15 protein-coding genes are annotated in these 20,063 nt (G+C 46.5%); 5 read left to right on the forward strand and 10 right to left on the reverse strand.

Translation table 11 applies throughout. From position 1 onward, the window contains the following. Nucleotides 1–646: 646 nt before the first annotated feature. Nucleotides 647–2,014 (forward strand): serine hydrolase, encoded by a 1,368-nt coding sequence (locus tag BBC0178_RS00180; protein ID WP_077969681.1) that lies wholly within the window; start codon nucleotides 647–649, stop codon nucleotides 2,012–2,014. A gap of 453 nt (nucleotides 2,015–2,467) precedes the next feature. On the opposite strand, the gene grpE is transcribed toward BBC0178_RS00180, so the two are convergent. From grpE to hrcA, 6 genes are all read right to left on the reverse strand, one after another. Continuing rightward, complete coding sequence (grpE, locus tag BBC0178_RS00185; protein ID WP_078038775.1) at nucleotides 2,468–3,154, reverse strand: nucleotide exchange factor GrpE; 687 nt, start codon at nucleotides 3,152–3,154, stop codon at nucleotides 2,468–2,470. Nucleotides 3,155–3,305: 151 nt separating this feature from the next. Further along, nucleotides 3,306–4,259: a hydroxymethylbilane synthase gene (gene hemC, locus BBC0178_RS00190; RefSeq protein WP_078038776.1), complete on the reverse strand. Its 954-nt coding sequence runs from the start codon at nucleotides 4,257–4,259 to the stop codon at nucleotides 3,306–3,308. A 254-nt stretch (nucleotides 4,260–4,513) separates the two neighbouring features. Continuing rightward, a complete protein-coding gene (locus tag BBC0178_RS00195) occupies nucleotides 4,514–5,281 on the reverse strand; it encodes an ABC transporter permease (RefSeq protein ID WP_078038777.1) in 768 nt (255 codons plus the stop codon). A 65-nt stretch (nucleotides 5,282–5,346) separates the two neighbouring features. Further along, entirely contained in the window at nucleotides 5,347–6,132 is a 786-nt protein-coding gene (locus BBC0178_RS00200) for an ABC transporter ATP-binding protein (protein WP_078038778.1), read from the reverse strand. Nucleotides 6,133–6,179: 47 nt separating this feature from the next. Next, nucleotides 6,180–7,250, reverse strand: a complete 1,071-nt coding sequence (locus BBC0178_RS00205) for an ABC transporter substrate-binding protein (RefSeq protein ID WP_078038779.1) — start codon at nucleotides 7,248–7,250, stop codon at nucleotides 6,180–6,182. A 171-nt stretch (nucleotides 7,251–7,421) separates the two neighbouring features. Continuing rightward, the gene (gene hrcA / locus BBC0178_RS00210; protein ID WP_078040279.1) at nucleotides 7,422–8,492 is read right to left on the reverse strand and encodes a heat-inducible transcriptional repressor HrcA; all 1,071 of its coding nucleotides are present in this window, start codon (nucleotides 8,490–8,492) and stop codon (nucleotides 7,422–7,424) included. Between the two features lie 107 nt (nucleotides 8,493–8,599). On the opposite strand from hrcA, the gene rph reads away from it, so the two are divergent. Genes rph through hemW form a run of 3 tightly spaced genes read left to right on the forward strand, consistent with a single transcriptional unit; the run spans nucleotide 8,600 to nucleotide 11,138 of the window. Further along, nucleotides 8,600–9,319: a ribonuclease PH gene (gene rph, locus BBC0178_RS00215; RefSeq protein ID WP_075869534.1), complete on the forward strand. Its 720-nt coding sequence runs from the start codon at nucleotides 8,600–8,602 to the stop codon at nucleotides 9,317–9,319. Between the two features lie 14 nt (nucleotides 9,320–9,333). After that, nucleotides 9,334–9,978 carry an RdgB/HAM1 family non-canonical purine NTP pyrophosphatase gene (rdgB, locus tag BBC0178_RS00220; protein ID WP_078038780.1) on the forward strand — a complete coding sequence of 215 codons (645 nt, stop codon included), beginning with the start codon at nucleotides 9,334–9,336 and terminating at the stop codon, nucleotides 9,976–9,978. Next, nucleotides 9,978–11,138 (forward strand): radical SAM family heme chaperone HemW, encoded by a 1,161-nt coding sequence (gene hemW / locus BBC0178_RS00225; protein ID WP_078038781.1) that lies wholly within the window; start codon nucleotides 9,978–9,980, stop codon nucleotides 11,136–11,138. Before rdgB ends, hemW begins: the two co-directional genes overlap by 1 nt. Nucleotides 11,139–11,739: 601 nt before the next feature. Here hemW and mce read toward each other — a convergent pair. Genes mce through BBC0178_RS00245 form a run of 4 tightly spaced genes read right to left on the reverse strand, consistent with a single transcriptional unit; the run spans nucleotide 11,740 to nucleotide 17,879 of the window. Beyond that, nucleotides 11,740–12,147: a methylmalonyl-CoA epimerase gene (mce, locus tag BBC0178_RS00230; RefSeq protein WP_077969705.1), complete on the reverse strand. Its 408-nt coding sequence runs from the start codon at nucleotides 12,145–12,147 to the stop codon at nucleotides 11,740–11,742. Nucleotides 12,148–12,190: 43 nt separating this feature from the next. Next, nucleotides 12,191–14,329, reverse strand: coding sequence for a methylmalonyl-CoA mutase (gene scpA, locus BBC0178_RS00235; RefSeq protein WP_078038782.1), 2,139 nt, complete (start codon nucleotides 14,327–14,329; stop codon nucleotides 12,191–12,193). A 2-nt stretch (nucleotides 14,330–14,331) separates the two neighbouring features. After that, nucleotides 14,332–16,338, reverse strand: a complete 2,007-nt coding sequence (locus BBC0178_RS00240; RefSeq protein WP_078038783.1) for an acetyl-CoA carboxylase biotin carboxylase subunit — start codon at nucleotides 16,336–16,338, stop codon at nucleotides 14,332–14,334. An 8-nt stretch (nucleotides 16,339–16,346) separates the two neighbouring features. Further along, nucleotides 16,347–17,879 carry an acyl-CoA carboxylase subunit beta gene (locus tag BBC0178_RS00245; protein ID WP_078038784.1) on the reverse strand — a complete coding sequence of 511 codons (1,533 nt, stop codon included), beginning with the start codon at nucleotides 17,877–17,879 and terminating at the stop codon, nucleotides 16,347–16,349. Between the two features lie 276 nt (nucleotides 17,880–18,155). Here BBC0178_RS00245 and BBC0178_RS00250 point away from each other — a divergent pair, with 276 nt between their 5' ends. Next, a complete protein-coding gene (locus BBC0178_RS00250; RefSeq protein WP_077969715.1) occupies nucleotides 18,156–19,574 on the forward strand; it encodes a helix-turn-helix domain-containing protein in 1,419 nt (472 codons plus the stop codon). The last annotated feature ends 489 nt before the right edge of the window (nucleotides 19,575–20,063 follow it).

The following is a 20,063-nucleotide window of genomic DNA, read 5'->3' on the forward strand; positions in this document are numbered from 1 at the left end:
CGTTTGATAGAAAATCGTTCCTTTTATGAAGAATAAATGAAAATAAGGCTTCTTCGTTTTATCTTTTAAAATATTTCCTTTTGATCACCTGCAACAAAAACCTTAATTGCCATTATGTACATAAAACAAATTGTCTATTTTTTGTGAGCTATAGGAAGTTTCAATATCGAATTTCAATATCTTTTATAGGCGTTCGTTTTCCGAAATCATGGTTTGAAAGCATATAATAAGGTTTATAGGCTCTATTTTTGGAAATTTTTATCAAATTGAAACTATGACATAGATCGGAAAGGTGAAATTTTAATAATTTCCTATTCGAAAAAAACTATTTTTAGATAATAGTCATAAAAAATAGAATATTAATAAATAATAAATAAGTATAATTCTCTTAAAATAATAAAAAATAAATTTTTGAGGGTTATTGCGTTATACGCGCGTAACGCAATGACAGAACGCTCAGGTTGATTATCATCTTGAATCCTGTATAACTGGTTTTAGGGGTTATGAACGTTTCAACGTTATTTACTGAAAATTAACGTTGTTACATGGCAAGCTATTAACGTTGTCATTCATATGCCGCATGATGTAACCGGTTTTGTTGTTTGCGTATATTTTTGTATTGCTTCATTTCAGGCAGGGAAGACTGATGCGTTTTTTTAAGGTTTTACGGTTTTCGGTCGCGGTACTTATTGCAGTTGCGAGTGTTCTATTTTTTGCGCTGGCGCCGGTGCAGGCCAAGTCCAATGCGGTTGAACTTCCGGCAATTGTTGTCGATGCGAATACCGGCAATGTCTTGTTTGCAAACCGTGCTGATGAAATACGCCCGCCTGCATCAATCACCAAAGTAATGACGCTTTATCTCGTTTTTGATGCAATACAAAGCGGCCGTCTGAATTGGAATACCGAAATGCCCGTCTCCCGACATGCAGCCAGCAAACCGAGGATGAAGCTCGGTATGCCTGCCGGTTCAAAGCTTTCGGTCCGTGATGCAGTCAATTCCATGATTGTTCTTTCAGCCAATGATGCGGCTGTTGTCGTGGCTGAATATCTCGGCGGGAGCGAAGAGAATTTCGCCCGTGTTATGACCTTGAAGGCAAGAAGCCTCGGTATGCGCAATACCACTTTCAAAAATCCGAACGGGCTCCCTGCACAGGGGCATGTTTCGACAGCCCGTGATATTGCTTTGATGTCGATTGCCATGCGTGAACATTTTCCGCAATATTATCATCTCTTCAGCCAACGTGAATTTGTTTACCGCGGTCAGGTCTATAAAGGCCACAATCGTGTTCTCGACAGGATTGACGGAGCAGACGGGTTAAAAACCGGCTTTACCGGTCTTGCCGGTTTTACCATCACCACCACAATTGCCAAGGACGGCAAAAAACTGGTTATTGTTGTTCTTGGTGGAACGTCGGGGCGCCAGCGTGACGATGTCGTTGTCTTGTTAGCCAATGCTTATATGGATAGTGCAAGCCGCTCGACCAAAAAACGTATTTTTGCCCAATGGAGTGTGGCGCAATCAGCCTGGCGTGGTCAGCCCCAACCGGCAATTGCGCAATCGGGTAAAAGAAACGCGGAAGTCGTAACTGCTTCTGTTAATTCACGTGGTAATCGGGCGGTCGAACCTGCAAAAACAGTTACTGAAACACGGTCTACTATATCCATTCCGGTCAAAAAAACAGTTAAAATGGAAACCGCTCCGACAACCATGGCTTATGCCGATGAAGGCAAAAAGACTGTTACCGATATTTTGAAAAATGAAATTCAGCTAAGCTACATTGTACAGGTAGCAGCACTACCGGATAAAGCTTCTGCCGACGGATTTTTGAAAACGATACAAAAGTCTTTGAAAGATTCGAAAGTCGCTTCGCTCGGACATGTCGAACCAGCCAAAATTGATGGCAAACAAGTCTATCGGGTGCGCTTTGGTTCATTCGGTAGCGAAAGTGAAGCAAATGCTGCATGTGGCAAGATAACAGCGCAAGCATATTCCTGTTTTGTTGTCGCAAACTGAACACAGCTTCCGTCCTGCTGGGTAGAAAACAAAATCGCATTGTAGTTCGCGTGTGTCCTGCTTCTAACCGGCGATTATGACACCGGTTATTATGACATTTGTCATTGTTGTAGCAGTTTTTCTCACGTGTAAAACGGGTTGCGACTGCGCTACTATGAACACATGTGCCTTGAAACCGTCAAGACTTCGGGCTTTTCTGTCGTCAATCAAAATTCGCGAAGATTCGAACCAATTGATGTGGTGAGAGGAAAGCGGACTTTCACATCAATATTTTATCGGGTTAAATATTGCGACTTCCCCCGACGTGTGAAATCGTCGCCGGATTTTTAAGCGGAAGGATTAGCCGGAATGACCTATAAAAAAGGCGGGGAAAGCCCGCCTTTTTAGAAGTAAAATGTGAATTAGGAGAAATTCTTGACTTCTATTATCGATTTTGATTGAACAAAAACCGGTTCATTCCGGCTTTTTCTCGTTCTGCGGTTCGGTTTTTGCCGCCGTTTCTTTTGGACCGCCCTTGGAAACACCAACCATTGCGGGACGTAATACACGGTCTCCGATAACATAACCGGCCTGAACAACCTGTTGAACTGTGTTGTTCGGAACATCAGTATTTGGAATTTCAAACATTGCCTGATGAAAATTCGGGTCGAATTTCTGCCCTTCCGGCTCTAATTTTTTAACGCCATTGCGCTCCAGAGCAGCCATCATGGCGCGTTCTGTCATTTCCACGCCTTCTGCCAAAGCATTGAGCCCTGTATCCTTCTCGCGTGCGCCGTCGGGGATCGCCTGCAAAGCGCGGTTGAGATTGTCCGAAACCTGAAGCATATCACGTGCAAAATTGGCAACGGAATAAGCTCTCGCATCGGCAACATCACGAGCCGTACGGCGGCGTAAATTTTCCATTTCGGCAGCAAGGCGCAAAACCTGATCTTTCAGCTCGTCATTTTCAGCTTGCATGGCTGCAACCGGATCGGCACCTTCATCGGCAACCTGATCATCTTCGACTTCGGCTTTCGCTTCTTCCTTGCGCTGTTTCAAAAAATCATCGGCTGCGCGTTTCAACGCATCTCTGTCAGCCGGATTCTTAATGTCGCGGTTATTGATATCACTTTCAGCAGATTTCTTTTTTTCCTCAGACATAGGATTCCTACTTTTCGATAATAGTTGTTAAATTCGATATCGAAATTTTAGCGAGAAAAATCAAGAGGCAAACCGCAAAAGGAACGCTTAAATAGGTTCGCCTCCCTGCTTTTAACCGATAAATGATAACCGGATGGAAATTTCACGCAATTCAGGCTTTTAGCAGGCTTTCAACCATTTTTTTATTACCATTGACTGTACAGGCCCGAAGTAGTTCGCCGGCTCCCTTATCAAGCAACCGTTCAGCCAAGACCTTGCCCATTTCTTCCACACCATAAGTACAAGTTGTCGCGTAATCGACAATCTGCTTCAAACCGTCAACGCCCGTTACAGTGGCTTTCATGTAAAGCATTGTGTTCTTCCATGTAGAGCAAACACCCACAGGCAAATTGCATCCGGCATTGAGATATTTCATCAATGAGCGTTCTGCATCGGTCTCCGCACGTGATTTTTTGCATTCAATCGCTTTGAGAAGCCGCAAAATATCTCTGTCACCTTGGCGGCATTCTATGCCGAGCGCCCCTTGGGCAACGGCATAAGGGAATATTTGCGGGTTGAGACATTCCATGCTGTCTTCAAAAAGGCCAAGCCGTTTCAATCCCGCAGCCGCAAGAATTGTTGCATCAATACCGTTTTTATCGACAGCGCGGCGTAATCTCGGCGGTACATTGCCACGAACCGGCACAATTTCGATATCCGGGAAAAACGACCTGAGCTGGGCGGCGCGACGAATGGAACCGGTGCCGATTTTGTGATGATTGCCGCGAATATCGTCAAATTTCAAGCCGCATAGAACATCACGCGGGTCTTCGCGCTTTGGCACAGAGGCAAGAACAAGTCCCTCCGGCTGAACAGTCGGTAGGTCTTTCAAAGAATGGACAACAACATCGACTTCACGGTTCAACAGAGCTTCTTCACCACTTTTGGTGAAAACCCCGACATTGCCAATATCCTGAAAACTTGTGTGCTTATCTTTGTCACCTACACAGCCAAGCAAAACAGTTTCGACTGTTAATGTAGGATCAAGCTCCCGCAAAAGCTTAGCCACACTTTCCGCTTGCACGCGCGCTAACGCACTTTTCCGTGTTCCAAGCCTTATCCGCATAACTCTAAGCCTATTCCATAAATTCCAATAATCAAACCGACACTCTTTAGAGCGTTTCTAAGAGTATCTAACTCAACTTGCGCATAAAAGAAAGTTCTCTTCGCTTAAATTGTGTTTCGGAGTGCCATTTTCAAATTTTAAGGCAGTTTTTCCTTAAAATGTCAGGAAAAGAAACAAATGATTCCCCACTTTTCGTGTTGATTATAACGTTTTTTGAAGCGATATGTTGCAGGGCAAATGCGGAAAATTCCGGATTATCTTTGTCCACCCCAGAAAATGATTCTGTGTTTTGCAAAACCGACCATCAAATGCATAATAACGCCAATAAGTGCCAGAATGACAAGAATGGCAAATTGACCGGCAATGTTGAACTGCTCGTTGAATTGCATAAGCATTTTGCCCAAGCCCTTTTGGGCACCGACAAATTCGGCAACAATTGCGCCAATCAGGGCAAAGATAATGCCAAGGCCGAGACCTGCAAAAACAAATGGCAGGGAAGCCGGCAATTTTACTTTCAGCAAAATCTGTATTTCGTTGGCACCGAATGCCTTGAGCATCTGGATTTCTTCCCGTCCTGCCGATTGTAAACCGGCAATCACGTTGATAAGCATCGGGAAAAACGAAATAAGTGCGGCCATAACAATTTTTGATGTAATGCCGTAGCCGAACCATTGCAGAAAAATCGGTGCAAGGGCAACTGTCGGTATCGTCTGGAAAGCGATAATATAGGGCAAAAACGCAAGCTGGAAAACGCGAACTTGAGAAATAGCAACGCCAAGAATTGCCGCAAGCACTATGCCGCAAATATAGCCGAGCAAAACTTCAGCCATGGTAACACCGAGATTATCCCAGAAAAGAGTCGACCTTATCAGCCGGACAAGCTGGTAGAAGATGAGACTGGGCGGTGGCAAAAGATAGGTAGGAACCTGCCATAGCCGGACCGATGTTTCCCAGAAGCCGACAACCAGAATAAAAACAACAACAACAAGCAATGCTTGAAGTGTTTTTTCATTTTTAAACATTGCCAGCCTTTCTGCGGTTTTGCCGATTTCTCAATCACAGGATTTGATGGATATGCAACAGCAGTTCAACAATTCATACTAAAATTTTCAAAATGCTGTCTTATTTGACCTAAAATTTTTCCGACCTTTTTATCGGTTAATTCCTGAAGCTCGCGTGGACGGGGCAATTTGACATCGACAATTTCTTCAATATGGCCGGGGCGCGGGCTCATCACCACCACTTTGTCGGCAAGAAATACCGCTTCGGGAATGGAATGGGTAACAAAAAGGACAGTTTTTTTGCTTTCAAGCCAGATATTTTGCAATTCGCCATTTAAAACTTCGCGGGTCATTGCATCAAGCGCCCCGAATGGCTCATCCATAAGCAGAACTTTCGGGTCACGAATAAGCGCACGGCAAATTCCCGCACGTTGTCGCATTCCGCCTGAAAGCTCGGTCGGCAATTTGTTTTCAAATCCTTTAAGTCCCACCGTTTCCATGAGCATCAAAGCGCGGTCATGGTACTCTCTTTTGTCAAGATGCATCAATTCGACCGGCAAGAGGATGTTTTGCAGGATTGTACGCCACGGAAGCAGTGTAGGGTCCTGAAAAACAAATCCCACTTCCGGCGAAGGACGGGTAACGGCAACGCCGTTAAGCATCACATCACCGACAAAATTGTCCACAAGACCGGCAAGGATTTTAAGTAACGTTGTTTTGCCGCAGCCGGATGGCCCCACAAGTGCAACAAAAGCGCCTTCGGCAATTTCCAGATTGACATTCTTCAACGCGTCAATCGTGCCGTCTTTTTTGCTTATATAGCTTTTATGCAATCCCTTGATGGTGATAAGGGGCTTTTTGATAGACGGCATAGACGTTTTCTCAATCCTTCAGAATGACAGCCTTCGCTTTAAACGGGTTAGTCCTTTTTAACAATTGTCTTGATATCGAAATTATAAATTTCCTGCATCAAGGAATTGTTCCAGACGTCTTTTACATGAAGCAGGCGTTCAGTTGAACCTGTTTGATGAGCAAAAGATAAAACTGCTTGCCAGCGTTCATCAGGAATATCAAGCCATTTTCCCCAACTTGCCGGATCCGGTTTGTCAGCCGGTGTCGAATCGGCAAGTGCTATGGCCATAGCTTCGGCCGTATTTTTGGCATCTTGTCCCGTCGGATTATCAGAGCCGCCCAGTTCGGGGAATTCCTTAAAAGCAAGTTTCAAGGCACTATCGGGATAAAGTTTGGTGTAGATCATGCCTTTATAGGCAGCGCGTGCAAAAGCCGAAAGTTCATGCGGCTTGTCATCGAATATTTTCTGGCTTGTGACCATAGTAACGCTGAAAAGGCGGTTCATTTCTTCCGGTCGTTGCAGAAGATCGAATTCAACGCCGTTTTGACGCATGACGGTAAAACTATCCGAATAGCTGTCGACTGCGTCGATATCCTTCGCATTGAGCGCGGCTGCCGCGCGCGCACCTGCACCAACAGGGACAATTGTAACGTCACTTTCTTTCAAGCCGGCAATTTTCAAATTCGCCCGTAAATCTGCATAAGAAGCCGAAGCGAGGCTAATTACGCCCACCCGTTTTCCTTTAAGATCGGCAATGGATTTGATAGTGGAGCCTTTCGGGACACCGATAAAATAAGGCCATCTGACCGTTATTCCGGCAAATGCTTTGAGTGGCACGCCTTTGTCGACAGCGGCTGCAATATTGGCAGACGATGCATAGGCAATATCGGCCGAACCGGATGCAACTGCCTGAAGAGCTGCTGTGGAGCCATCGGTAAAGAGCAATGTCGGATTGATATTTTCTTCCTCAAAATAGCCGAGTTGTTTGGGTATGGCATAAGTAAATGTTTCTTCCGCCGGCGTTGTTGTGCTGCGGGCGAGCGCCAGAACAAAATGCACAGGTTCGGCAAATCCGGATATAGCGAAAAATAAAAACGCATTGAGTAGTACAACGGCATGGATGAAAGCGGCTTTCATGGGATGCTCTCCTTTGTACTTTCCGTAAAACACAAATGCAGCCCATAAAACAGATGTGACTTGCGGAAAGGGGCGGACGATGACAGGGCCTATCCGGAAAGTATCCCATCACCAGCCGATAAGTGCAATAGAGGGTAAGGTTTTACGACATTTAACGGCGTTTATTTACGTCTATTTGAGAAGTCGCGAGACCAGTTGGGCAGTATAGTCGACCATCGGAACAATGCGGGCATAGTTCAAGCGGGTCGGTCCAATAACGCCGAGAGCACCAAGAACATGCTGGTTTGAATCGCAATAAGGAGCAACGATAAGAGACGAGCCGGATAACGAAAACAGTTTGTTTTCAGACCCGATAAAAATACGCACACCCGAACCTTCCTCGGCAAGGTCAAGAAGCTGCATCATGCTTTCACGTGTTTCAAGATCGTCGAAAAGATGGCGCAAACGTTCAATATCTTCTGCAGCTTTGACATCTTCCAGAAGGTTGCCGCGCCCGCGCACAATAAGCTGGGTTTTACGCCCCTGATCTTCGCCGCCCCAAACGGCAAGCCCTTGATCGACGAGATGTTGCGACAATTCATCAAGAGCGGCCTTGGTCTCTTCTCTCTGTCTTGAGATTTCGGCTTTGGCTTCACTTAAAGTACGTCCCTGAATATGGGCGTTCAGAAAATTGGTGGCTTCGCTCAATTGTGACAATGTTACCCCTTCGGGTAAATTGACGATACGATTTTCCACATCACCGTTTTGGGTTACCAGAACTGCCATGGCACGCGACGAATCGAGGCGCACAAATTCGATATGTTTGAGTGTTCCTTCGTTTTTTGTCGACAAAACCAGTCCGGCACCGCGTGACAAACCGGATAGAATTTGGCTTGCACCGGTCAAGAATTGTTCAACCGATTGGCTATGGCCTGCTTCTTCAACCTGTGTTTCTATAGCTTTGCGTTCATCTTCCGGAAGGTCTCCCACTTCGATAAAAGCATCTACAAAAAACCTCAAACCAGATTGCGTCGGCATACGACCGGCAGAAATATGGGGCGAGTAGATAAGCCCTAAATGCTCGAGATCGCTCATAATTGTGCGGATGGTTGCCGGCGAGAGGCTTTGTGGCAATTGTCGGGACAGATTGGCCGACCCGACAGGGTCCCCTTCGTTCAGATAGGTTTCGACAATACGCCTGAATATATCGCGGGATCTTTCGTCGAGACTTTTCAATTCATCCGGAATGGCGGCGTGTTTCATCATATTCCTTCAATGATCGCATTTCTTTCCTTCTATATAAGTTTTGCCAAAGACGGGTCAAATGGTCTAAAGATGCTTGAAACAATACTTCACGGAAAGGAAAATTTATGCGTCCGTCCAATCGTGCCAGCAACGAGATGCGCGCCGTTTCATTTGAACGTCATGTGAACAAGCATGCCGAAGGGTCATGTCTGGTCAAGTTCGGTGATACCCATGTTTTATGTACCGCAAGCCTTGAAGAACGTGTCCCCAACTGGATGCGCAATTCCGGTAAAGGTTGGGTTACAGCCGAATATGGTATGTTGCCCCGTTCAACCGGTGAAAGAATGCGCCGCGAAGCCGCTTCCGGCAAACAGGGTGGGCGCACCATGGAAATCCAGCGTTTGATCGGCCGTTCACTGCGCGCGGTTGTTGATTTGAAAGCCTTGGGCGAAATGCAGATTACGATTGATTGTGATGTTATTCAGGCCGATGGCGGAACCCGCACGGCATCGATTACCGGAGCATGGGTTGCCCTTTATGATTGTCTGGGCTTTATGGAAACGCGCCAGATGGTCTTGCGCAATAAAGTGCTGAAAGACCATGTTGCGGCAATTTCTTGCGGCATTTATCAGGGAACACCGGTGCTTGATCTTGATTATGCAGAAGATTCCAATGCCGAAACCGATGCCAATTTCGTGATGACCGGTAAAGGTGGAATTGTTGAAATACAGGGAACCGCAGAAGGTGACCCGTTCAGTGAGGAGCAGTTTTCAACTTTGATGTCTTTGGCTAAAGGCGGCATTCACGATTTGATTGAATTGCAGAAGAAAGTTATTGCAGCCTGAAAGGTGGATTATCGATGAGAAAGCTTGACGGGAAAAAACTGGTTGTTGCAACCCATAATTCCGGCAAACTCAGGGAAATAGCCGATCTTATTGGCCCGTTCGGTTTTGAAACCACATCGGCGGGCGAATTGGGGCTGGAAGAACCGGAAGAAACCGGCACGAAATTTGAAGAAAACGCCTATATCAAAGCTTTTTTTGCTGCCAAATCGACAGGGCTGCCGGCATTGTCGGACGATTCAGGACTGGAGGCAGACGCTCTCGACAAGGCACCCGGCGTTTATACTGCCGATTGGGCTATTCAACCTGATGGGCACCGCGATTTCGACAAAGCAATGAAAAAAGTTGAAGATGCATTGGAAAAGAAGGGTGCAACAACGCCTGATAAACGGCATGGCCGTTTTGTCTCGGTACTTTGCCTTGCCTGGCCGGATGGTCATGCGGAATATTTCCGTGGCGAAATCGAAGGCACTTTGGTTTGGCCGCCGCGCGGCAAAAAGGGTTTCGGTTTTGATCCTATCTTCCAGCCGGAAGGCTATGACAAAACATTCGGCGAAATGACGGCAGAGGAAAAACATGGTTGGAAGCCGGGCGACAAACATGCTTTGTCCCACCGCGCACGGGCTTTCAAACAATTTGCCGAAGCGTTACTGGAAAACTGATGGACGAGCCTTTCGGTATTTACGTCCATTGGCCATTTTGTGCCGCCAAATGTCCTTATTGCGACTTCAATTCCTATGTCCGGTTAAAAGGTGTGGATGAAGACCGTTTTGCCAAAGCTTTTGCAAGAGAGATGGCAACAGTGCGTGAATGGACAGGAGCCCATAAGGCGACAACTGTTTTTATCGGCGGTGGTACGCCATCGCTGATGTCACCGAAAACAGTCGAATCACTGTTGAAAAGTATTGATCGCTATTGGCCGATTGTGGACAATGCCGAAATTACAATGGAAGCCAATCCTTCAAGCGTCGAGGCCGGGCGTTTTCATGGCTATCGTTCAGCCGGTGTCAACCGGCTTTCTTTGGGCGTTCAATCTTTAAATGATGAAGAATTGAAACGCCTGGGGCGCATTCATAATGTCGAACAGGCACGTTTTGCCATTGGTCTTGCACGCGAGATTTTTCCGCGGCTTTCCTTTGACCTTATTTATGCGCGGCCCCACCAGACATTGCAATCATGGAAACATGAGCTGGAAGAAGCAATTGATCTCGCAGCCGATCATCTTTCGCTTTATCAATTGACCATTGAAGAGGGCACGGGGTTTGACAGGCTCTATAAAGCCGGAAAACTCAAATTGCCGGAGGCGGATTTGAGTGCCGATCTTTATGATCTCACACAGGAGATAACCGAAAGTCACGGGCTTCCGGCTTATGAAATATCCAATCATGCAGCCGCCAATGCGCAGTCGCAACATAATCTCATTTACTGGCGCTACCAGCAATATGTCGGTATTGGACCGGGGGCGCATGGCAGGTTTCTCCCCTCTTCAAATGGCGATTTTCCGGATAGGCGATTGGTAACGATAACCGAAAAAATTCCCGAGCGCTGGTTGGAACTCGTTGAAAAACAAGGCCACGGTATTGTTGAAGAAGAACATTTGACAAAAAGTGAACAGGCGGAAGAAATGGTCTTGATGGGCCTGCGGCTTGCCGAGGGGCTTGATCTTGCCCGTTATGAAAAACTGGCGATTCAAGGATTGAACCAGAGTAAAGTTGCCGATCTTCAACAACAAGGTCTTGTAGAAATGGTGGGCAATAGCCGCATCCGTGCGACCAAAAAAGGCCGCGTGGTGCTGAATTATATTATCAGCGAACTCGCGTGAGAAATTCTATCCGGTTTTCCGGATTCGATCGGTTTCTATTCAAAGAAAATAGAAAATATCACTTCTATAAAAATTGCTTTTGAATTCATAGAGAACAATTTTTATATTCAAAAACAATCTGAGAAAGACGTAACCGCGCCAAGTTTGCCTTTATATTATTAGTCAAATATCCGCTTTATTGAGTTGCCAGTTTATGGAATTGAATGAGATAAAGTGAGGGAATGCTTGATCTCTCCGTTCAAGTCGTTTTCTCCGAAGGTTTAGCTATCTCGCCTTTTCGATAGTCAGCATCTTTCATGTGTTAGAAAGTTTCAAGACTTCATGTGTGCTGCTCTCTTCTCTTGAGAAATGAAAACGATGAACAGGACGTGGCTGCTTTTTTCACTTTTTAAGGATTTTTATGCAAAACCGGCTCCGGCTGGCGTCACAGTTATAATTTTTGAAAAGCACGCTTCCCTTTTTCACACTCACCCTTTTTCATGAAGGGGGCATGTGAAAAAACATAGAGCTATAGAGCAAGCTTTTGAATTTCTTTCAGACAATGCAAAAGGATTTTTGTGGCAGAAAATCTAAAGCGATGGATTTGGAAGCGTCCTTGGCCTTAAACCTCTTCAAGCTCTACCAATGTTCCATCAAAGTCTTTCGGATGGATGAATAGAACGGGTTTCCCATGTGCGCCGGTTTTAGGATTCCCGTCGCCAAGAATTCGAATGCCTTCGGCAACAAGTTGGTCGCGCATTTTTAGAATATCATCAACTTCAAAACAGATGTGATGGAGGCCACCATTCGGATTTTTTTCAAGAAATTTTGCGATTGGTGAATTATCTCCCAATGGGCTCATCAGTTCGAGTTTTGTATTGGGCAGTTCGACGAAAACAATTCTGACACCATGTTCAGGCAGGTCCTGAACAGGAGAAACATCATTGTTCACGGAACGATAAAGTTCGGCAGCCTGTTCGATATCCGGTACGGCGATTGCGACATGGTTCAGTCGGCCAAAGTGGTACACTGGAAAAACTCCCTATATAGCCATGCAATATAAATTGGTCTCATCAAATATTACGTAATTTCCCTTGTAAAAGATCAAGGATTTTGCCGGCTGCTTCGACCACATTGGTTCCGGGACCAAAAACAGCAGCAACACCGTTTTCTTTCAGAAATTCGTAATCCTGCCGGGGCACAACGCCGCCACAGACCACGATAATCTTGGAATTGCGATTTTGCAACGCTTTGACAAGCTCCGGCAACAGGGTTTTATGGCCGGCTGCCAACGAAGAAACACCGATGAGTTGAACCTTGTTTTCAATAGCCATTTCGGCTGCTTCTTCCGGTGTCTGGAAAAGTGGCCCGGCAATGATTTCGAATCCCATATCGCCGAATGCCGAAGCAATGACTTTTGCTCCGCGATCGTGACCATCCTGTCCGAGTTTGGCAATCATGATGCGCGGGCGTTGGTCTGTTGTATTAATTATATCGCTCAAGCGCTGTTTTAATGTTTTATATTCGGGTTCGCTCGCAAATGCTTTGCCATAGATGTTTTTGACCACAACAGGTTTTGCCGAATGGTCACCGAAAACTTTGCGCATTGTGTCCGATATTTCACCGACAGTTGCGCGCGCCCTTGCGGCTTCCACTGCGGCTTCAAGCAGGTTACCCTTTCCGCTTCTGGCAATATTTTCTAAATTCCCCAATGTTTCGGCTACTTTCCGACTATTGCGGGTTTGTTTAATCTTTTCCAGTCGGGCAATTTGTTGGGCTCGGACTTTTGTATTGTCAATTTCAAGGATATCGATTTTCTTTTCCTCATCGGAACGGAATTTATTAACCCCGACGATAATCTCTTCTCCCTTGTCAACGGCCGCCTGACGGGCGGTTGCCGCTTCTTCGATGAGGCGTTTCGGCAAGCCGTCAATCACCGCTTTGGTCATGCCGCCCATGGCTTCTATCTTGTCAATGAGAGCCGATGCTTTGTCGACGAGTTCTTTGGTAAGCGTTTCGACATAATAGGAACCGGCGAGCGGGTCGATGATCTTGGTAAGACCCATTTCATTTTGCAAAATCAATTGCGTATTGCGGGCAATGCGCGCCGAAAATTCGGTAGGTAACGCAATCGCCTCGTCAAACGAATTGGTATGAAGCGATTGTGTACCACCCAAAACAGCCGCCAATGCTTCATAAGCGGTACGCACAATATTGTTATACGGGTCCTGTTCTTGAAGAGAAACACCGGACGTCTGACAATGGGTGCGCAGCATCAGGGAAGATGCTTTTTTAGGTGAAAATTCGTGCATAATGCGCGACCATAAAAAACGTGCCGCACGTAATTTTGCCGCTTCCATGAAAAAATTCATGCCGATGGCAAAGAAAAATGAAAGTCGACCGGCAAATTGGTCAACATCAAGCCCTTTTTTAAGGGCCGCACGCACATATTCTCGCCCGTCTGCAAGTGTGAAGGCCAGTTCCTGTACAAGCGTGGCTCCCGCTTCCTGCATATGATAACCGGAAATGGAAATCGAATTGAAGCGCGGCATTTCATTGGCGGTATATTCGATAATATCGGCAATGATGCGCATAGATGCTTCGGGCGGATAGATATAGGTATTGCGTACCATAAATTCTTTGAGAATATCGTTCTGGATTGTTCCCGAAAGATCGCGCCTTGCAACGCCCTGTTCTTCACCCGCAACAATAAAATTCGCAAGAATGGGTATAACAGCACCGTTCATCGTCATCGAGACAGACATTTTATCAAGCGGAATACCGTCAAAGAGAATTTTCATATCTTCGACTGAATCGATCGCAACACCGGCTTTTCCTACGTCTCCCACAACACGCGGGTGATCGGAGTCATATCCGCGATGTGTGGCAAGATCAAAAGCGACCGAAAGGCCTTTTTGCCCGCTCGCAAGGGCTTTTTTATAAAAGATATTCGATTCTTCGGCGGTAGAGAAACCGGCATATTGGCGGATTGTCCACGGCCTTCCGGTATACATTGTCGCTCTGGGGCCACGCAAAAACGGGTCCAGTCCCGGTAATGTGTCCAAAAGATCGTCGTGAGCGAGATCGTCTTTTGTATAAAGCGGTTTGACATCAATACCCTCGGCGGTGTGCCAGACAAGTGTGTCGGGAGAAGCTTTAAGCTCCTTTTCAGCAAGTTTTTTCCACTCGCTCATATCTCCTTTTCCGGTCATGTCTATTCGAACTCCATAATGGTTTCGTCAACACCGAGACTTTGTCCGACTTTCACCGAAATCTCGCCGATTTTGCTTTTCTTTTCCGACCTCAGCATATTTTCCATTTTCATCGCTTCAACGATCGCAAGAGGTTGGCCGACTTCGACTTCATCGCCTTTTTTGACAAAAATCGCGGTAATGACGCCGGGCATCGGGCATAACAACATTTTGGATGTATCAGGCGGCAATTTTTTCGGCATAAGTGCTGCAAGGGCAGCAATATTGGGTTCCCTGACATGGGCAATTGCGTCAATACCACCGTGGCGCAACCTTATGGATGTTCCTTTGACATCGACCTTCACAACCATGTTCGACCGGTCGGAAACAGAAAATTGGCAAATAGTCATGCCGGGTAGCCAATGACTTTCGAGAGAAATCTGTTCTCCATCGGCAAATTCCAATTTAGCGCCGGCGTGATCAACCTCAATAACCAAAGGAAAAGACTGGTCGAAAATCGACACGACCCATTCATTTTTTACAATACGCCGGTGGTTGTCGAGTGTACCGGAAATCATCGCCGCCCGTTCTTGCAATTTAAAATTGATAAACGCGGCAATAGCTGCAAAGGAACGCGCTTCATCCGGCGTCGGCGAGACACCATGAAAACCATCCGGAAATTCTTCCGCAATATAGGCGGTGGTTAATTTGCCTTCCTGAAAGCGTTTTTGCCGCATGACAGCCGAAAGAAATGGCAAATTGTTTCCGATGCCTTCAAGTTCGAAACTGTCGAGGGCTTCTTGCATGGCTTGAATCGCCATTTGGCGATTTTTCCCCCATGTAACGAGTTTCGAAATCATCGGGTCATAATAGATCGAGATTTCTCCCCCTTCATAAACGCCGCCATCGTTACGGATTTTCACTTCATTGTTGTCGTCGGTTGCAACAGGGGGATTATAACGTGTCAGTCTTCCGGTAGAGGGGAGGAAATTGCGATAGGGATCCTCGGCATAGAGCCGGCATTCCAAAGCCCAGCCATTCCGTTTGACATCATTTTGGGAAAGCGGCAAAGCTTCACCGTCGGCAATACGGATCATCAGTTCGACAAGATCAAGTCCGGTAATCATTTCGGTGATCGGATGTTCAACCTGCAAGCGGGTGTTCATTTCCAGAAAATAGAAATTCCGTTTGCCATCAACAATAAATTCCACCGTACCGGCGGAGTGATAATTGACGGCACGGGCGAGCGCGACCGCTTGTTCTCCCATGGCTTTGCGGGTTTTTTCATCAAGAAAAGGTGAGGGAGCTTCCTCAATCACCTTCTGGTTGCGCCGCTGGATAGAACATTCTCTTTCATTGAGGTAGATAATGTCACCATGCTTGTCGCCCATGATCTGGATTTCGATATGGCGCGGTTCACTCACAAATTTTTCGATAAAAATACGGTCATCTCCGAAGGCTGATTTGGCTTCATTTTTCGACGCCTGAAATCCTTCTCTTGCTTCTTCATCATTCCATGCAATGCGCATACCTTTGCCACCGCCACCGGCAGAGGCTTTGATCATGACCGGATAGCCGATTTCACGCGCGATTTTTACCGCATGATCGGCATCAACAATCAGCCCCATATGTCCGGGAACAGTTGAAACGCCGGCTCCCGCGGCCAATTTTTTGGAAGTAATCTTGTCACCCATAGCGCGCATGGCATTTGCCGGTGGCCCGATCAATATAATCCCTTCCTGTTCCAGACGATCGGCAAAAGCAGGATTTTCCGACAAAAAGCCATAGCCCGGATGAACTGCATCGGCATTGCTCTGTTTGACCGCAGCAATGATTTTTTCAATGTCGAGATAGGATTGGGATGAAGGCGAGGCGCCAATATGGATAGCCTCATCGGCTTGGCGTACATGAAGAGCATTGGCATCGGCATCCGAATAGACCGCAACCGTTTTGATGCCCATTTTTTTTGCCGTACGAATGACGCGACAAGCGATTTCGCCACGATTGGCAATCAGGATTTTTTTAATCATTTGAAGCCTCAAAGCGGGATAGTGTCATGTTTGCGATCACGATTTTCGACTTTTTTATTCCGAAGGGCAGCAAATGCCCGCGCCACTCTTTTGCGGGTGGAATGAGGCATGATCACTTCGTCAATAAAACCGCGCTCGGCAGCAATAAAAGGATTGGCAAAACGTTTTTCATATTCTTGCGTCAGGCGGGCAATCTCCTCTTTGTCATCAAGATGTGACCGGTGGAGAATTTCAGTGGCCCCTTTTGCTCCCATGACAGCAATTTCCGCCGTTGGCCATGCATAATTGACATCCGCGCCAATATGTTTTGATGCCATCACGTCATAGGCGCCGCCATAGGCTTTCCTGGTAATGACCGTCACCATCGGAACGGTCGCCTCGCTATAGGCAAAGAGCAATTTCGAGCCGTGAATGATAACGCCGTTATATTCCTGCGAAGTGCCGGGCAGGAAACCGGGAACATCGACAAGTGTCAGGATCGGAATATTGAAAGCGTCACAGAAGCGTACAAAGCGTGCACCTTTGCGGGCAGTGTCAATATCAAGACACCCTGCTAGCACCATTGGCTGGTTTGCAACGACGCCGACCGTGCGTCCTTCAATACGGATAAAACCGGTTATCAGATTTTTTGCAAAATTCTCTTTGATTTCGAAAAATGAGCCCTCATCGGCAACACTTAAAATAAGCTCTTTCATGTCGTAGGGCTTTGTGGATGAATCGGGAATGAGCGTATCAAGCTTCATATCGAGCCGTTCGGTATCATCGTAAAAAGGCCGCACAGGCGGCTTTTCTTTGCTGTTTAACGGCAGATAGTCGAAAAGCAGCCGGATATTTTCCAATGCTTCGATATCATTTTCAAAAGCCCCGTCAGCAACAGAAGACTTTTTGGTGTGGGTTGTTGCGCCACCCAATTCTTCAGCAGTAACAATTTCATTGGTGACAGTTTTTACCACATCGGGACCGGTGACAAACATATAGGAAGAGTCACGAACCATAAAAATAAAATCGGTCATTGCCGGTGAATAGACGGCGCCACCGGCACAAGGTCCCATGATAACGGAAATTTGTGGTATCACGCCTGAAGCTTCGACATTGCGACGGAAAACTTCGGCATAACCTGCAAGCGAGGCAACACCTTCCTGAATGCGGGCACCACCGGAATCATTAAGGCCGATAACCGGTGCACCATTGCGCGCGGCCATATCCATGATTTTGCAAATTTTTTGCGCATGCGTTTCGGAAAGCGAACCGCCAAGAACGGTAAAATCCTGAGAAAAAACGTAAACCTGTCGTCCGTTGATTGTTCCCCAGCCGGTAACCACGCCATCGCCCGCGTATTTTTGCTCTTCCATGCCGAAGTCGGTACAACGGTGATTGACGAACATGTCATATTCTTCAAAAGAACCGGCATCGAGAAGAACCTCTATGCGTTCGCGCGCTGTGAGTTTGCCTTTTTTATGTTGAGCTTCTATGCGACGCTCGCCGCCGCCAAGGCGGGCACTCTGGCGTCGTTCTTCCAATTGTTGCAATGTTGCAAGCATTGTTTCTCCCTCGGTTTTTAAAAACCGCTAAAGCGCATCCCTTTATGATTTTGCGTGATGCTGTTATGCGAGGAATAGATAGCGAAAAAAAAAGAAAAGGCGCGTTTTCTCTTACCGCAGCCTTTTCTTTTCCTCCCACATGTATTCGATCAATAAAGGCGAAGCCTTTTTCCTCCACAATTCAAAGCTATCACAGCGAAAAAAATAATAAAGCTTGATCGTGTGCGAATGCATAAGTTATAAAAATGCAAATTGTAAATTGCGAAATTGTGAAAAATGGCTATCGGGAAACTTTATATCGGGCGGAGAGTACGCAAATTGCGGGAAGACCAGCAATTGACGCAAGCCCATTTTGCCGAGCGTATCGGCATTTCTACCTCTTATCTCAATCAGATTGAAAATAACCAGCGGCCGGTTTCGGCAGCGGTTCTTTTATCGCTGGCGGAAAAATTCCATATTGATATTTCCAGTCTTTCTTCCGGCGAGGATGACCGTCTGCTCTCGGCTTTGAGTGAAACTCTGAGCGATCCGCTATTTAGAAATAATCGGGCAGGCATGCAGGAATTAAGGCTTATTACGCAAAATGCGCCGGGTCTTGCGCGTGCACTTATTACGTGTCATCAGGCCTATCGACTGGCTTCCGAACAATTGGCAAGTACCGACGGACGGTTACAGGCAAGTGGCCTCACGGAAGTTTTACCTTATGAAGAGGTGCGCGACTTTTTCCATTTTGTCGATAATTATATCGACGATCTCGACCGCAGCGCCGAACGGCTCGCCGCCGAAATCGGAATCGGTGAAAGTGACAATCATTCCGCCATTATCCAGCGACTTGAAGAACGCCATCAGGTTCTTATACGCTGGGGCACAGATGATAATGGCATGGTTCGCCAATTTGACCCCAAGAGCCGTGTTTTGACGTTAAACCCTTATGTCGCGCCACAGCAACGCACGTTCCAACTGGCGGTCCAGCTTGCACAATTTGAAGCGGATTCGCTTTGCGACGAGATTATCAAAAAAGCCTCTTTTAAATCGGAAGAAGCCAATCAGATTTGCCGTATCGGACTTTACAACTATTTCGCCGGTGCACTGGTTTTGCCCTATAAACCTTTTCTGCGCACTGCCAATCTGTTGCGTCATGATATCGAATTGCTTGCGGCCCGTTTCAGTGTGTCATTGGAACAGGTTTGCCACCGGCTTTCGACCTTGCAACGTCCCGGTGAAAAAGGCGTTCCGATTTTCTTCGCCCGCATTGACCGCGCAGGCAATATAACGAAACGGCACAGTGCCGTGAAATTGCAATTTGGCCGCTATGGTGCGGCTTGTCCCGTCTGGAATGCCCATCAGGCTTTTGAAACTCCCGGAAATATTATAAGGCAACTTGCCGAAACGCCCGATGGCGTGCGTTATCTTTGTCTGGCCGTACAGGTGGTAAAACGGAACGGTGGCTATCACAGTCCGCATCCCCATTATGCTCTAGCTTTCGGTTGCGAAATATCGAATGCTTCACAATTTGTTTATGCCGATGGTCTCAACCTCGAAAATAACGCCGCTTACGAACCGATCGGTATTTCATGCCGGATTTGTTCGCGGACGGCTTGCCCAAGTCGGGCTGCTCCACCGCTCAAGCATAAACTGTCGGTCAATTATAATCAGCGCGATGTATTACCTTATACATTGGAGCAAATCGGTTAAACCTGTTTGCCAATTAATGATGCTCTGGAAAGGTTCAGCTCATAAATGCAGGAACGACCGAACCTTTTTTGATAGCGTTAGTCGTTCCAGAAAAATTGTTTTGAAAAGATTAAAAATCCGGACGGCTTAAATGAAGTTTTCGAGGTCGCCCATAATTAGAAATGCAAGAAAAAATAACTCAGGCATTCGAGCGGTTTTTGATCAATATGGATGACGGTTGCGGCAATAAGCTGGTCGATGGAAAGATTATGAAGGGAGAGATATATTTCTCCTCGTATTGTTAGCTTATATTATGCGCAAGACATTTCTTTTTCCGCTCCGCACCTGATATTTCCTTCCCCGCTGCATTTCGCATTTCCGATTTTTAAAACGACACATGAAACCGGTGTTGCTGCTTGTTGACATTTTATGAGTGTATAGCCGGAAACAGCATAGTGAACTGTTAAAACCGGTCTTCAAATTTATAAAGCGAGAGTGCGAATCCCATAA

The sequence above is a fragment of the Ditibartonella apihabitans genome (assembly GCF_002007485.1).
Lineage (GTDB): Bacteria > Pseudomonadota > Alphaproteobacteria > Rhizobiales > Rhizobiaceae > Bartonella > Bartonella apihabitans.

What these genes read in the sequence shown, in the direction of transcription:
- hrcA (WP_078040279.1), bottom strand. Translation starts at nt 8,492, where the DNA reads ATGAAACACGCCGCCATTCCGGATGAATTGAAAAGTCTCGACGAAAGA.
- BBC0178_RS00200 (WP_078038778.1), bottom strand. Translation starts at nt 6,132, where the DNA reads ATGCCGTCTATCAAAAAGCCCCTTATCACCATCAAGGGATTGCATAAA.
- BBC0178_RS00205 (WP_078038779.1), bottom strand. Translation starts at nt 7,250, where the DNA reads ATGAAAGCCGCTTTCATCCATGCCGTTGTACTACTCAATGCGTTTTTA.
- grpE (WP_078038775.1), bottom strand. Translation starts at nt 3,154, where the DNA reads ATGTCTGAGGAAAAAAAGAAATCTGCTGAAAGTGATATCAATAACCGC.
- scpA (WP_078038782.1), bottom strand. Translation starts at nt 14,329, where the DNA reads ATGACCGGAAAAGGAGATATGAGCGAGTGGAAAAAACTTGCTGAAAAG.
- BBC0178_RS00195 (WP_078038777.1), bottom strand. Translation starts at nt 5,281, where the DNA reads ATGTTTAAAAATGAAAAAACACTTCAAGCATTGCTTGTTGTTGTTGTT.
- BBC0178_RS00180 (WP_077969681.1), top strand. Translation starts at nt 647, where the DNA reads ATGCGTTTTTTTAAGGTTTTACGGTTTTCGGTCGCGGTACTTATTGCA.
- hemW (WP_078038781.1), top strand. Translation starts at nt 9,978, where the DNA reads ATGGACGAGCCTTTCGGTATTTACGTCCATTGGCCATTTTGTGCCGCC.
- BBC0178_RS00250 (WP_077969715.1), top strand. Translation starts at nt 18,156, where the DNA reads ATGGCTATCGGGAAACTTTATATCGGGCGGAGAGTACGCAAATTGCGG.
- rph (WP_075869534.1), top strand. Translation starts at nt 8,600, where the DNA reads ATGCGTCCGTCCAATCGTGCCAGCAACGAGATGCGCGCCGTTTCATTT.
- hemC (WP_078038776.1), bottom strand. Translation starts at nt 4,259, where the DNA reads ATGCGGATAAGGCTTGGAACACGGAAAAGTGCGTTAGCGCGCGTGCAA.
- rdgB (WP_078038780.1), top strand. Translation starts at nt 9,334, where the DNA reads ATGAGAAAGCTTGACGGGAAAAAACTGGTTGTTGCAACCCATAATTCC.
- BBC0178_RS00245 (WP_078038784.1), bottom strand. Translation starts at nt 17,879, where the DNA reads ATGCTTGCAACATTGCAACAATTGGAAGAACGACGCCAGAGTGCCCGC.
- BBC0178_RS00240 (WP_078038783.1), bottom strand. Translation starts at nt 16,338, where the DNA reads ATGATTAAAAAAATCCTGATTGCCAATCGTGGCGAAATCGCTTGTCGC.